This is a genomic window from Streptomyces ochraceiscleroticus, from assembly GCF_000720485.1.
In the GTDB taxonomy this organism is placed as follows: Bacteria; Actinomycetota; Actinomycetes; order Streptomycetales; family Streptomycetaceae; genus Streptomyces; species Streptomyces ochraceiscleroticus.
Genome location: NZ_JOAX01000003.1, coordinates 165,483 through 178,218, shown reverse-complemented (window position 1 = coordinate 178,218; position 12,736 = coordinate 165,483). Strand labels below are relative to the sequence as shown.

The following is a 12,736-nucleotide window of genomic DNA, read 5'->3' as shown; positions in this document are numbered from 1 at the left end:
ACCCACTGTCCGAGGGGCCGCGGCGGAGCGCCAGCCACAAGTACTAGGACGCCCTAGTACTTACATTTACTAGGACGTCCAAGTAAATTGGTGGCATGGACGCTGACGCGATCGAAGAGGGCCGCCGTCGCTGGCAGGCCCGGTACGACTCCGCACGCAAGCGCGACGCGGACTTCAGTACGCTCTCGGGCGACCCCGTCGACCCGGTGTACGGTCCACGCCCCGGCGACGCCTACGAAGGCTTCGAGCGGATCGGCTGGCCCGGCGAGTACCCCTTCACGCGCGGCCTGTATCCGACCGGCTACCGGGGCCGGACCTGGACCATTCGCCAGTTCGCGGGCTTCGGCAACGCCGAGCAGACGAACGAGCGGTACAAGATGATCCTCAAGGCGGGCGGCGGCGGCCTGTCCGTCGCCTTCGACATGCCGACCCTGATGGGCCGCGACTCCGACGACCCGCGCTCGCTCGGCGAGGTCGGCCACTGCGGCGTCGCCATCGACTCCGCCGCCGACATGGAGGTCCTCTTCAAGGACATCCCGCTCGGCGACGTCACGACCTCCATGACGATCTCCGGGCCGGCCGTTCCGGTCTTCTGCATGTACCTGGTCGCCGCCGAGCGCCAGGGCGTCGACCCCGGCGTCCTCAACGGCACGCTCCAGACGGACATCTTCAAGGAGTACATCGCGCAGAAGGAGTGGCTCTTCCAGCCCGAGCCGCATCTGCGCCTGATCGGTGACCTGATGGAGCACTGCGCGCGCTCCATCCCCGACTACAAGCCGCTCTCGGTCTCCGGCTACCACATCCGCGAGGCGGGCTCCACGGCCGCGCAGGAGCTGGCGTACACGCTGGCCGACGGGTTCGGATACGTGGAGCTGGGGCTGTCCCGCGGCCTCGACGTCAACACGTTCGCGCCCGGCCTGTCCTTCTTCTTCGACGCGCACGTGGACTTCTTCGAGGAGATCGCCAAGTTCCGCGCCGCGCGCCGGATCTGGGCCCGCTGGATGCGCGACGTGTACGGCGCGACCAGCGAGAAGGCGCAGTGGCTGCGGTTCCACACGCAGACCGCCGGCGTCTCGCTGACCGCCCAGCAGCCGTACAACAACGTCGTACGCACCGCCGTCGAGGCCCTCGCCGCCGTGCTCGGCGGCACCAACTCCCTGCACACCAACGCGCTGGACGAGACCCTCGCCCTGCCCAGCGAGCAGGCCGCGGAGATCGCGCTGCGCACGCAGCAGGTGCTGATGGAGGAGACCGGCGTCGCCAACGTCGCGGACCCGCTGGGCGGTTCCTGGTACATCGAGCAGCTCACCGACCGGATCGAGGCGGACGCCGAGAAGATCTTCGACCGGATCAAGGAACGCGGCGCCCGCGCCGTCCCGGACGGTCAGCACCCCATCGGCCCGATGACCTCCGGCATCCTGCGCGGTATCGAGGACGGCTGGTTCACCGGCGAGATCGCCGAGTCCGCCTTCCAGTACCAGCAGGCGCTGGAGAAGGGCGACAAGAAGGTCGTCGGCGTCAACTGCGCCCACGGCTCGGTCACCGGCGACCTGGAGATCCTGCGGGTCAGCCACGAGGTCGAGCGCGAGCAGGTGCGCATCCTCGGCGGCCGCAAGGCGGCGCGCGACGACGCGGCGGTGCGGACGGCGCTGGACGGCATGCTGGCCGCGGCCCGCGACGGCCGCAACATGATCGAGCCCATGCTCGACGCGGTCCGGGCCGAGGCCACCCTCGGCGAGATCTGCGACGCGCTGCGCGACGAGTGGGGCGTGTACACGGAGCCCGCGGGCTTCTGAGCAGGCGCGCAGCGGCCGGGTACACGACGGAATCCGTGGCGTTCTTCTGGGCGGTCCGGGTAGGTGGGTGCGGTCTGCATCCATCTATCCCTCCGGGAGACGTACGTGAAAAGACCCGTTCCGACCGCCCTCGGCACGGCAGCGCTCGCCACCGTCCTGCTGGCCGGTTCCGCGGTCATCAGCACGCCCGCCACCGCCGGGCCCGCGCCGAAGCCGCACGCCGCCGGCCTCCACCAGGCCCGGATCCAGGACGACTTCGACTCCCTCGGCCCCGAAGTGCAGGCCGCGAAGCTGTCGTCGGGCCGCACCGCGCACTACATCGACGAGGGGCCGCGGGACGGTAAGCCCGTGCTGTTCATCGGCGGTACGGGCACCAGCGCCCGCGCCGCGCACATGACGGACTTCTTCCGCAGTACACGCGAATCGCTGAACCTGCGGCTGATATCGGTCGAGCGCAACGGCTTCGGTGACACCGCGTACGACAAGGACCTGGACAAGGCCGACTTCGCGAAGGACGCGCTGGAGGTCCTGGACCGCATCGGCGTGCGGAAGACGAGCGTGATCGCGATCTCCGGCGGCGGGCCGTACGCCGCCGAGCTCGCCGCGCGGGCACCGCAGCGCATCGAGGCGCTGCACCTGGCCGCCGCACTGCCCCCGTACGGCGCGAAGCCCGACTACTGCGCCCTCTCCGACGAGGAGCTGGGCAAGGAGCTGGCCCCCACGCTCGCCGACCCGCGCAAGTGGTGGGCGTTCCCCGACGACAGCCCGACGAAGCAGATCCCGGGCTTCGCCGACACGGCGTACGAAGAGGGCGCGCGCACCTACAACCAGCGCGGCCAGAAGGCCGACCCGGCACCGCAGGTGCACGAGCAGAAGCTGTACTGCGAGCGGCCGGGGCCCGACCTATCCAAGCTCGCCGCGCCGGTCTTCCTCTACAGCGGCAAGAAGGACACCACCGTCCCGCCGAGCACCATCGCGACGTGGCGGCAGCACCTGCCGGGCAAGCCGGTGGTGCGCGCGTACGCCGACTCCGGGCACGACGTGCAGTACCGGCACTGGGACCAGATCCTGGCCGACCTGGCCGGGTTCACGGACCGCACGGTGATCTGCTTCAAGGACCACAGCGAGCTGGCGAAGGCCGCTGCGGCCGAGAAGCTGGTGGCCGGCGGGCGGGCCACGCTGGGCAGTTGTGCCTGGCAGTAGGCGGGCGACTGACCGTCCGCTACTCCGCCCGCTCCAGTGGGAACCGCAGCCGGAACAGCGCCCCGCCGCCCGGCGCCCGCTCCGCGGTCAGCTCGGCGCGGTGCGCGCGGGCGATCTGCCGGGCCATCGCCAGGCCCAGCCCCGATCCGGGGAGCGTCCGGGCGGCCCGGGCGCGGTAGAAGCGGTCGAAGACGTGCGGCAGGTCCTCGGCGGCGATGCCCGGGCCGTGGTCCCGGACCGTGATCTCCAGCGCGCCCGCCGGGGCGGTCAGCTCCGCCTCGACCGGGCCGCCGGGCGGCGAGAACTTGGCCGCGTTGTCGAGCAGGTTCGAGAGCAGCCGGGTCAGCCGGGCCGGTACACCGGGCACGGAGTCCGCGGCGGCGCGCGCGTCGGTCCGTACGGTGAAGGCGATCGCGGGCCAGTGCTCGCGGGCCGCGGCGACCGCGTGCTCCAGCAGCGCGGCCGGGCGTACCTCCTCGACCAGCGGCTGCGGTTCCTCGTCGCGGGCCAGCTCGATCAGGTCGTTGACCAGCGTGGTCACCTCGCGCAACTGGCGGCCGAGGGCGGCGGAGGCCCGGTCGCGCTGGGCTTCGGTCAGCCGGTCGGCGCGGGCGAGGAGTTCGGCGTTGGTACGCAGCGCCGTCAGCGGCGTGCGCAGCTCGTGGGAGGCGTCGGCGACCAGCCGGCGCTGGGCGGTGACCGACTGCTCCAGCTCGCCGAGCATGGTGTTGAAGCTGGCCGCCAGCCGGGTCAGCTCGTCCTCGCGGCCGGGCGGCCCGGCGGGCAGTTCGATGCGGTGGCCGGCGTCGCGGGTCGCGGCGATCCGTTCGGCGGCGGCGGTCAGCCGGGCGACCGGCGCCAGGCCCGTACGGGAGACCCAGTAGCCGAGCGCGGCGGCCAGCAGGACGCCCGCGCCGCCCACCGCGGCCAGCATCCCGGAGGCCTGCCGCACCCCCTTCTCCACGGTGTCCGCGCGCAGCGCCACCTGGACCGCCGTGCCGTCCTTGAAGTGCTGGGTGAGCATCCGGGCCGGGCGGCCGTGCAGGGTGAGTTCGCTGTAGTACGGGGCGTGCCGGCCGGCCGCGACCTCGCGGGTGGCGTCGGTGACCGGCAGCGCGTAGGGCTGCGACGGGTCGTCGGCGGGGTCGGCGGGGACGATCTGGGAGCAGGCCGGGGCCGCCAGGTAGCGGCACTGGGCGGCCATGACCCCGGGTCCTTCCTCTCGGTTCTGCTGCATGGCCAGGGTCGCGGACTGGGTGAGGTTCAGCTCGAGCTGGTGGCCCATGGCGTACCGGATGATGACGAACGCGGCGGTGCACACGCCGACGGCGACCAGCGCCACGGCCGCCGAGGCGGCCAGCGCCAGCCGGGTCCGCAGCGGCCGGCGGCGCTGCCAGGCCGCCCCGAGCCCACGGCGGCCGCTCATGCGTCCCCCAGCCGGTAGCCGACGCCGTGCACGGTGTGCAGCAGGCGTGATTCACCACCCGCCTCCAGCTTGCGACGCAGGTAACCCACGTACACCGCAAGGGAGTTGGAGGCCGGGCCGAAGTCGCGGCCCCAGACCCGCTCCAGGATCACCTCGCGCGGCACGACCTGTCCGGGGTTGCGCGCGAACAGCTCCAGCAGGGCCCACTCGGTGCGGCTGAACTCCAGCCGGCGGCCGGCCCGGCGCCCGGTGCGGGTGGCCGGGTCGAGGACCAGGTCGGCGACGGCCAGCGTGGAGTCCTCGGCGTCCGGTGCGGCGACGCGGCGCAGCAGGGCCCGGAGCCGGGCGGTCAGTTCGTCCAGCGCGAAGGGCTTGACGAGGTAGTCGTCGGCGCCGGCATCCAGCCCGTCCACCCGCTCGCTGACCGCGTCCAGCGCGGTCAGGACGAGGACGGGCGTGCGGTCGCCCAGCGCGCGCAGCCGCCGGCAGACCGCGAGGCCGTCCAGTACGGGCATCATCACGTCCAGCACCAGCGCGTCCGGCTGCCACTCCGCGACCGCGCTCAGCGCGGCCAGCCCGTCGGCCGCGCCGCGTACCCGGTACCCCTCCACGGCCAGGCCGTCCTCGACGGCCGCCCGCACCTCCGCGTCGTCGTCGACGACCAGGATGCGGGGTGCGGACGGGGCGGCGCCCGGGGTCGGCGGGGGCGATGCGGTCGGTGGCATGGCCCCAAGGCTGCCAAAGGGCGCTCTTAGAACCTTCTTAGGGCGCGCGACGAGCGTGGCGGCCATGCGCACACCACTCTCCGTCGTCATCGGTGCCGGGGGCACCGGTGGCCACATTTATCCGGGGCTCGCCCTCGCCGACGCGCTGCGCCGCGCCGTGCCCGATGCGGTGATCTCCTTCGTCGGTACGCAGCGCGGGCTGGAGAAGCGGCTGATCCCGCGGGCCGGTTACCGCCTGCACACCGTCGACATGATCCCCTTCGACCCGGCGCTGGGTGCCCGGCGCTATCTGCTGCCCGCCGCGCTGTTGAAGTCCGGTGCCCAGTGCCGGGCGATCCTGCGCGCGCAGGATGCGCAGGTCGCGGTCGGCATGGGCGGGTACCCCAGCGCGCCGGTGATCGTGGGCGCCCGGCTGGCGGGGCTGCCGAGCCTGATCCACGAGTCCAACGCGGTACCGGGGCGGGCCAACACGTTCGCCGCGCGGCTCACCCCGCACATCGCGCTCGCCTTCGACCGCAGCCGCGCGCACCTGCCGGGCGGCGAGCGGGCCGAGACGGTCGGCATGCCGCTGTCCGGTCCGCTCGCCGGGCTGGACAGGGCGGCGCTGCGCGGCCCGGCCCGCCGGGCGCTGGGCATCCCGGACGGCGCCCGGCTGCTGCTGGTCAACGGCGGCAGCCTGGGCGCGGCCCGGCTCACCGAGGCCGCCATCGGACTCGCCGCCCGGCACCGCCACCGCCCGGACCTGCGGATGCTGATCAAGACCGGCCCGGACGCGCTGAACGCTGCGCGCGAGCGGCTGGTCGCCGGGGGCGGCGCCGCGGTCGCGGAGGCGGTCCCGTACCTGGACCGGATGGATCTCGCCTACGCCGCCGCCGACCTGGTGGTGTGCCGGGCCGGCTCGGCGACCGTCGCGGAGCTGGCCACGATCGGGATGCCCGCGGTCCTCGTCCCGTATCCGCACGCGCCCGGCGACCACCAGACGCACAACGCGCGGGTGCTGTCCGACGCCGGTGCCGGGCTGCTGCTGCCGGACGCCGAGACCACCGCCGAGCGGCTCGACGCCGTCGTCGGCCCGCTCCTCGACGACCCGGCCCGGCTGGCGGCGATGGGCGCCGCGGCCGATCCGGGCACCCACGCCCGCGCCGCCGACCTGCTGGCGGCGAAGGTCCTCCGGCTGGCCGGCCGCTCCCCCTTCCCCACGACACCCGTCTCTCCGAAGGAGTACGCATGACCACGCAGCACACCCCCTACAACCCGTGGCAGGGCCGCCGGGTCCTCGTCACCGGCGCCGAGGGGTTCATCGGCTCCACGCTCGTCGACCTGCTCGTCGAGCGGGGCGCTCAGGTCCGGGCGCTGGTTCACTACAAGCCGTACGCCGAGAAGGGCCATCTGTCCCGGTACCTGCGTCCGGACGGCCCGGTCGAGATGATGGCGGGCGACATCCGCGATGCGGGCCGGGTGCGGGACGCGGTGGCCGGCTGCGACACGGTCTTCCACCTCGCCGCGCTGATCGGCATCCCGTACAGCTACGACTCGCCCGGCGCGTACGTGCAGACCAATGTGGTCGGTACGGAGAACGTGTGCGAGGCCGCCCGGCTGCACGGCGTGCGGCGGCTCGTCCACACCTCCACCAGCGAGGTGTACGGGACCGCGCGCACCGCGCCCATCGCCGAGAACCACCCGCTCCAGCCGCAGTCCCCGTACTCCGCCTCGAAGATCGGCGCCGACATGATGGCGCTCTCCCACTGGCACGCCTTCGAACTGCCGGTCACCGTGGTCCGCCCGTTCAACACCTACGGGCCCCGGCAGTCGGCCCGCGCCGTGATCCCTACGATCCTCGCGCAACTGCATTCCGGCGCCCGGGAGATCCGGCTCGGCTCCCTGACGCCGACCCGCGACTTCACCTATGTCACGGACACCGCCGAGGGGTTTCTGGCGCTCGCGGAGTGCGACCGGGCGGTGGGGGAGGTCGTCAACCTCGGTACGGGGCGGGAGATCTCCATCGGGCAGCTCGCGGAGGAACTGATCGCGGCCTCCGGCCGGACGGCGGAGGTGGTCGTGGACCCGGCGCGGCTGCGGCCCTCGGGCAGCGAGGTGGAGCGGCTGCTGTCGGACAACGCGCGGGCCCGGGAGCTGTCCGGCTGGCAGCCGCGGGTCCCGCTGGAGGTGGGGCTGCGGCGTACGTCGGACTGGGTCGGCGGGCACCTGCACCTCTTCGCGGCGGACCGCTACCAGGTCTGAGCTTCGCGGCGGACCGCTCAGGTCCGAGCACCCCGGGCCGGTGCGGCCCGCGCTCAGTCCCTGGTCTCCAGCCCGCCCAGCCCGGCGAGCAGGAGGGTGGTGAAGCGGGCCGCCCAGGCCGCGTCGACCGGTTCGCCGCTGACCAGGGCGCGGTGCACCACTGCGCCCGCGATCACATCGAAGATCAGGTCCACGCTGCGGGCCGCCGCCGCGGCGCCCTCGGGCCCGCCGCCGTCCGGCGGCAGTTCGCCGCGCCGCTGGGCGCGCTGCCGGCCCTGCACCACCAGCCGCTTCTGCCGCTCCACGACGGCCTCGCGGATCCGGGTGCGCAGCGCGTCGTCCGTGGTGGACTCGGCGACCACCGCCATCAGCGCGGTCTTGGTTTCCGGGCGGGCCAGCAGCGCGGCGAACTGCAGCACGACGCCCTCGATGTCGTCCTTCAGGGAGCCCCGGTCGGGGAGCTCCAGCTCGTCGAAGAGGACCGCGACGGCGTCCAGCACCAGTTCGTTCTTGCCGGCCCAGCGGCGGTACAGCGTGGTCTTGGCGACCTTGGCGCGCGCGGCCACGTCGCCCATCGTGAGCTTCCCCCAGCCCAGCTCGACGAGCGCCGCGCGGGTGGCATCCAGGATCGCGGCGTCGGCCGCGGCGCTGCGCGGGCGTCCCGTGCGGCCGGTGAGGCGGGCGCGCCCCTTGCGGGGGCCGGTGGGAGAGCACTGCATGCGGCCGACCATACCGGCCGGTAGGCGCGGGGCGCCCGTGACGGGTGAGAGAGATCACGAGCGCGGCGGCCCCGCACGCTTGCGGCGGCGGGGGACCGGAGAGTTACGCTACGACTCGTAGCGAAAGAGCGACGCCACACACACCGGCCGCGGGTGGGGACCCCGGCCACCACAGACCGGTCCTCCTCGGGACCAGCACGAACCGGTCCTCCTCGGGACCACACAGAGCTCCGTCTCCGGCCCGCTTCAGGCAATCCGGCGGGATGCGCGGCAGGGTACGGAGCTCACCTCGCGGGGTCCAGGGCCATGGGGGCCCTGGATTTTCCGCACCGCTTTCCGGAACGGCCCGCCCAGGGGGGAGGATAGGACCATGCAGCCACGCAATATGTCCATGAGTGGAGTGGTCGACCTCGCCGCGGTGAAGGCGGCCGGGGAAGCGAAGCAGAAAGCGGAACAGGCGCGCGCCGAAGCGGCGCGTACCGGCCAGGCCCCGGCGGGCGGCGGCCGGCTCGTGGTCGACGTCGACGAGGCGGGGTTCCAGCAGGAGATCCTGCAGCGCTCCACCGAGGTCCCGGTCGTCATCGACTTCTGGGCCGAGTGGTGCGAGCCGTGCAAGCAGCTGGGCCCGCTGCTGGAGCGCCTGGCGGCGGAGTACGCCGGCAAGTTCGTGCTCGCCAAGATCGACGTAGACAGCAATCAGGCCCTTTTCCAGCAGTTCGGCGTGCAGGGCATCCCGGCGGTGTTCGCCGTCGTCGCGGGCCAGCCGATCCCGCTGTTCCAGGGTGCGGCCCCGGAGGCGCAGATCCGGCAGGTGCTGGACCAGCTCGTCCAGGCCGCCGAGCAGCAGTTCGGCATCGTCGGCGCGCCCGTCGACCCGGCGGAGCAGGGCGGTGAGGAGCCCGTCGAGGCGCCCGTCCCGGCCGGTCCGTACGACGCGCTGCTGGAGGCCGCGACCCAGGCGCTGGACTCCGGCGACCTCGGCGGCGCGATCCAGGCGTACAAGAACGTGCTCTCCGACGACCCGGCCAACCCCGAGGCGAAGCTGGGCCTCGCGCAGGCCGAGTTGCTGTACCGCGTGCAGGACCTCGACCCGCAGGCGGTGCGCAAGGAGGCGGCCGAGGGCCCGGCCGACGTGCAGGCGCAGATCCGCGCGGCCGATCTCGATCTGGTCGGCGGGCACGTGGAGGACGCCTTCGGGCGGCTGGTCGACGTCGTGAAGCGCACGGCGGGCGACGACCGCGAGGCGGCCCGGGTGCGGCTGCTGGAGCTCTTCGAGGTCATCGGCAGCGACGACCCGCGCGTCGTGAGCGCACGTACCGCTCTGGCCCGCGTCTTGTTCTGACGACTCGCCAACTCCTCCCTCCTCAAACGGAACGGCGGCCACGTTTTACCAAATCTTGGTAATCGTGGCCGCTGTTACTTGGAGTAAGAGCGCTGGTATGGCTTCAGCCGTTTTGGGCGGAATTTCCGGATGTTTCTTCTGCGTTAAAGGCGACCCTGTGTACCGGGGTGGTTCCCCTCGGTACAGAGGCAGTTATTTGTCTGTTACTCGTAGGTAACGAGCCCCTTGTGCAGCGGCTCCGAATGGACCACGATCAGCCAAGCTCGGTCCATCACCCGCAGCCCGGCAGCCGGCCGGGAGCCGCGGAGGGTGGGTCCCCACCGAGCGGCCGGCGGCAGTGGCGCCGGTCGGGACAGGGGGGTCTTCGCCACACCGGCGGAGCCTGTCCAGAGAGGTTGCGCGAGAGCGTGGCCAGTGGTTGTCGCTCGGGGGTGATCGCCGGCGGTTCGGAACGCAAGACCTCCGAAGCAGGCGCTCTCCTTCCCGAGGACGTAGCACTTCTCCCATCCCAGGTGCGGCCGTATCCATGACCCGAGCGGCCGGTGCCGGAGATGTACGTCCGAGAAGGAGGAAAGTCATGGAGTCCCTGGCTCGTGGCGGGACCAGATGGAAGCGGTTCGCCGTCGTCATGGTGCCGAGCGTCGCTGCGACGGCCGCGATCGGCGTGGCCCTCTCGCAGGGTGCGCTGGCCGCGTCGTTCAGCGTGTCCGGCCAGCAGTTCAAGGTGTCGACCGACCGCCTGGACGGCACCGGATTCGTCCAGTACGGAGCTGTGGACGCCCAGAAGGGCGGCAAGCAGATCCCGGTCGCGGTCTCGGCGTTCTCCAACGCCAAGATCAAGAACCTGTGCCAGTCCGTCGTCGTGCCCGTCCCGGTCTTCGGCGACGTGTCGATGAAGCTCCAGGCGGGCGGCGGTGACACGCCGGTCGAGGCGAAGAACCTCTACATCGACCTGGACCAGCTCGAAGCGGACGCGACCTTCAACAACATCAACATCGGTGTTGCGGCGGGTTCGACGTCCAAGGGCCCCGGCATCAAGAAGGGCGACAAGGCCGACCCCGGTTCGTTCGCCCAGGAGGCCGACACGGCCGTCCTGACCGGAGTCAAGCAGACGGCGTGGGCGACCACCGCCGGTACGTTCAAGCTCAGCGGCCTGAAGATGAAGGTCTCCGCGGGCAAGAACGAGTGCTACTGACGCACTGAGCGTGCGGGCACGGGGGACCGAACGCCAGGCCCTTTGGGCCGCCTCCCTGTGCCCGTGCGCCGGGCGCCGACAAGCACCGAGCACCACCAGCTCACGTACCACCGAATTGCCAGTCCCGAGGAGCTGTACGAGATGAGCGCCGACACGCGACCACGGCTGAGCGAGACAATCGGCCGGCAGCGCCGTTCGTTCCGGGTTTGGCGGGGACAACGCCCGTACTGGGCCGGGTTGCTGACCCTGCTCGCCGGCATCCCGATCATGTACATCCCTTACGCGAACCTCACGATCGGTTCCCTGACCGTCCGCATGGCGACGACGGCGGGCGCGGGCTCGCTGATCATCGGCGTGCTGCTGGTCGTGCTCGGTCTGACCATGTGGTTCCAGCCCGCTTCGAGGGTCTTCGCCGGTGTCGCGGCGATCCTGCTGTCGCTGGTGTCCCTGGTCGTCTCCAACTTCGGCGCCTTCCTGATCGGCTTCCTGCTGGGGCTGATCGGCGGTGCGCTGGCGGTCTCCTGGGCCCCCGGCAAGCCGGCGCCGGCGAAGTCCGCCGCCGAGGACACCGACGGTGCGTCCGGGCGTGCGGACAGCCCCGACGACGGGTTCGACCCGTTCGGCGGCGGGCGGCCCGCGGCGACCGGAGCGGGCGGTTCGCGCGGCGTACTGGACGACCTGTCAGGTAAGAGCCCGACCAACGGGACGAACGGGAGGCACCGTGCCGGGTGAGGAGCTGCACGACGAGGGCGCAGCCGCCGGGGCGAGATCCGGGCGGCACGCGGCGCCGAGGAAGCCGCTGCTGACGCGGCTGCACGTGCCCGCCGGCAAGGCGATAGCCATTGCCGCCATGCCCTCCGCCGTGCTCATGGGCATGGGGCTCACGCCCCAGCTGGCCATGGCCAAGCCCAAGCCCCCGGAGAGCCCCTTCCGGGGCGGTCCGTGCGTGTCCGCCCCGGACAAGGTGGAGGGCAAGGACGCCAAGGACAAGGCGAAGGACAAGGCCGAGGACAAGGACAAGGAGGACGGCAAGGAGACTGCCGAGCCGTCCGCGAAGCCCTCGCCCTCCGGCACGGACGAGGACAAGACGTCCGAGCCGACCGCCGACCCGAAGACCGACGAGCCGTCGGACTCCGCGACGCCCTCGCCGTCCGCCTCCCCCGAGGAGGAGGAGAAGGACGGCGGCCTGCTGGGCGGCGTCGGTGACGCGCTCGGCGGCCTGCTCGGCGGCGGCGACTCCTCCGAGGAGGAGTCCACCGCCTCGCCGAGCCCGTCCCCGTCCGAGTCCGAGACCGCGTCCAAGGACACCGCCGAGGACACCAAGACCTCGGATGCGTCCACCGGCAAGGTCACCAAGCCGGTCGAGGACACCGTCGACGGCGTCAAGGACGGCGTCGGCAAGGCGGGCGAGTCGCTCTCGGGCGGCTCGAAGGCCGTCAACGACACCGTCCACGGTGCCGTGGGCACGGTCGACAACGCCCTGCCCGGCGGTGGTCTGGACGGCACGGACGCCAACGGCAAGAAGGGCTACCCCTGCGTCGTTGCGAACAAGCAGAAGGGCAAGGACGAGCAGACCCCCGTCACCCTGCCCGACGACCCCTGGCACCTGCGGGCCACCTCGCTCACCCTGCGCGGCCTGGACTACGCGGGCGTCTACAACATCACCACGCAGAGCGGGAAGTCCAAGCAGGTGCTGAAGTTCACCGCGGACAGCGTGGACATCGGCGATCTGCACCAGATCGTGGACGACCCGGCGACGGGGAAGCACTACCACGTCGAGACGGCCAAGGGATCCACGTCCACCTTCCGTGGCGGCAAGGTGACCATGTACACCGAGCGGCTGCAGGCCAATCTCTTCGGCCTCATCCCGATCGTCTTCGACCCGGAGCACCCGCCGCCGCTCAACATCCCGCACGCGTACTTCACCAACGTGAAGCTCGACCAGGCGGGTCAGTTCGGCGGCAATCTCCACCTTCCCGGTATGCGCGTGTCCATCAAGGACTGACGCCCACCGAGCCCTTCCGGGAGCCGCACCACGAAGGCCCCGCTCCTCCTCGGAGGAGCGGGGCCTTCGCTTGGTACCGGAGCG

11 protein-coding genes are annotated in these 12,736 nt (G+C 72.2%); 8 read left to right on the top strand and 3 right to left on the bottom strand.

Annotation, left to right across the window (positions count from 1 at the left end; genetic code table 11):
* The first annotated feature begins 95 nt into the window (after positions 1–95).
* Together icmA and IG84_RS0104990 are read left to right on the top strand one after the other, a co-directional pair.
* Positions 96–1,796 (top strand): coenzyme B12-dependent isobutyryl-CoA mutase large subunit, encoded by a 1,701-nt coding sequence (gene icmA, locus IG84_RS0104995; RefSeq protein ID WP_031051753.1) that lies wholly within the window; start codon positions 96–98, stop codon positions 1,794–1,796.
* 105 nt (positions 1,797–1,901) lie between these two features.
* Positions 1,902–2,999 (top strand): alpha/beta fold hydrolase, encoded by a 1,098-nt coding sequence (locus tag IG84_RS0104990; RefSeq protein WP_031051751.1) that lies wholly within the window; start codon positions 1,902–1,904, stop codon positions 2,997–2,999.
* A 19-nt stretch (positions 3,000–3,018) separates the two neighbouring features.
* Here IG84_RS0104990 and IG84_RS0104985 read toward each other — a convergent pair whose 3' ends face one another.
* Positions 3,019–4,425 (bottom strand): sensor histidine kinase, encoded by a 1,407-nt coding sequence (locus IG84_RS0104985; protein WP_031051749.1) that lies wholly within the window; start codon positions 4,423–4,425, stop codon positions 3,019–3,021.
* Positions 4,422–5,150: a response regulator transcription factor gene (locus IG84_RS0104980; RefSeq protein ID WP_031051747.1), complete on the bottom strand. Its 729-nt coding sequence runs from the start codon at positions 5,148–5,150 to the stop codon at positions 4,422–4,424. Before IG84_RS0104980 ends, IG84_RS0104985 begins: the two co-directional genes overlap by 4 nt.
* Before the next feature lie 64 nt (positions 5,151–5,214).
* Between IG84_RS0104980 and IG84_RS0104975 the strand changes: the two genes are divergently transcribed.
* Both IG84_RS0104975 and IG84_RS0104970 read left to right on the top strand, forming a co-directional pair.
* Positions 5,215–6,381 carry a UDP-N-acetylglucosamine--N-acetylmuramyl-(pentapeptide) pyrophosphoryl-undecaprenol N-acetylglucosamine transferase gene (locus IG84_RS0104975; RefSeq protein WP_031051746.1) on the top strand — a complete coding sequence of 389 codons (1,167 nt, stop codon included), beginning with the start codon at positions 5,215–5,217 and terminating at the stop codon, positions 6,379–6,381.
* Entirely contained in the window at positions 6,378–7,391 is a 1,014-nt protein-coding gene (locus tag IG84_RS0104970) for a GDP-mannose 4,6-dehydratase (protein ID WP_031051745.1), read from the top strand. Before IG84_RS0104975 ends, IG84_RS0104970 begins: the two co-directional genes overlap by 4 nt.
* Positions 7,392–7,444: 53 nt before the next feature.
* Here IG84_RS0104970 and IG84_RS0104965 read toward each other — a convergent pair whose 3' ends face one another.
* The gene (locus IG84_RS0104965; RefSeq protein ID WP_245659220.1) at positions 7,445–8,110 is read right to left on the bottom strand and encodes a TetR/AcrR family transcriptional regulator; all 666 of its coding nucleotides are present in this window, start codon (positions 8,108–8,110) and stop codon (positions 7,445–7,447) included.
* A gap of 370 nt (positions 8,111–8,480) precedes the next feature.
* On the opposite strand from IG84_RS0104965, the gene IG84_RS0104960 reads away from it, so the two are divergent.
* From IG84_RS0104960 to IG84_RS0104940, 4 genes are all read left to right on the top strand, one after another.
* Positions 8,481–9,452 (top strand): tetratricopeptide repeat protein, encoded by a 972-nt coding sequence (locus tag IG84_RS0104960; RefSeq protein ID WP_031051741.1) that lies wholly within the window; start codon positions 8,481–8,483, stop codon positions 9,450–9,452.
* Between the two features lie 577 nt (positions 9,453–10,029).
* Positions 10,030–10,647: a DUF6230 family protein gene (locus IG84_RS0104950; RefSeq protein WP_031051739.1), complete on the top strand. Its 618-nt coding sequence runs from the start codon at positions 10,030–10,032 to the stop codon at positions 10,645–10,647.
* Between the two features lie 141 nt (positions 10,648–10,788).
* Positions 10,789–11,379, top strand: coding sequence for a DUF6114 domain-containing protein (locus IG84_RS0104945; protein WP_031051737.1), 591 nt, complete (start codon positions 10,789–10,791; stop codon positions 11,377–11,379).
* The gene (locus IG84_RS0104940) at positions 11,369–12,652 is read left to right on the top strand and encodes a hypothetical protein (protein WP_031051735.1); all 1,284 of its coding nucleotides are present in this window, start codon (positions 11,369–11,371) and stop codon (positions 12,650–12,652) included. The genes IG84_RS0104945 and IG84_RS0104940 overlap by 11 nt, the downstream gene beginning before the upstream one ends.
* Positions 12,653–12,736: the final 84 nt, after the last annotated feature.

Excerpts from the sequence above, each read along its gene's own strand:
- icmA (WP_031051753.1), top strand. The coding sequence starts at position 96 with ATGGACGCTGACGCGATCGAAGAGGGCCGCCGTCGCTGGCAGGCCCGG.
- IG84_RS0104985 (WP_031051749.1), bottom strand. The coding sequence starts at position 4,425 with ATGAGCGGCCGCCGTGGGCTCGGGGCGGCCTGGCAGCGCCGCCGGCCG.
- IG84_RS0104980 (WP_031051747.1), bottom strand. The coding sequence starts at position 5,150 with ATGCCACCGACCGCATCGCCCCCGCCGACCCCGGGCGCCGCCCCGTCC.
- IG84_RS0104975 (WP_031051746.1), top strand. The coding sequence starts at position 5,215 with ATGCGCACACCACTCTCCGTCGTCATCGGTGCCGGGGGCACCGGTGGC.
- IG84_RS0104970 (WP_031051745.1), top strand. The coding sequence starts at position 6,378 with ATGACCACGCAGCACACCCCCTACAACCCGTGGCAGGGCCGCCGGGTC.
- IG84_RS0104965 (WP_245659220.1), bottom strand. The coding sequence starts at position 8,110 with ATGCAGTGCTCTCCCACCGGCCCCCGCAAGGGGCGCGCCCGCCTCACC.
- IG84_RS0104960 (WP_031051741.1), top strand. The coding sequence starts at position 8,481 with ATGCAGCCACGCAATATGTCCATGAGTGGAGTGGTCGACCTCGCCGCG.
- IG84_RS0104950 (WP_031051739.1), top strand. The coding sequence starts at position 10,030 with ATGGAGTCCCTGGCTCGTGGCGGGACCAGATGGAAGCGGTTCGCCGTC.
- IG84_RS0104945 (WP_031051737.1), top strand. The coding sequence starts at position 10,789 with ATGAGCGCCGACACGCGACCACGGCTGAGCGAGACAATCGGCCGGCAG.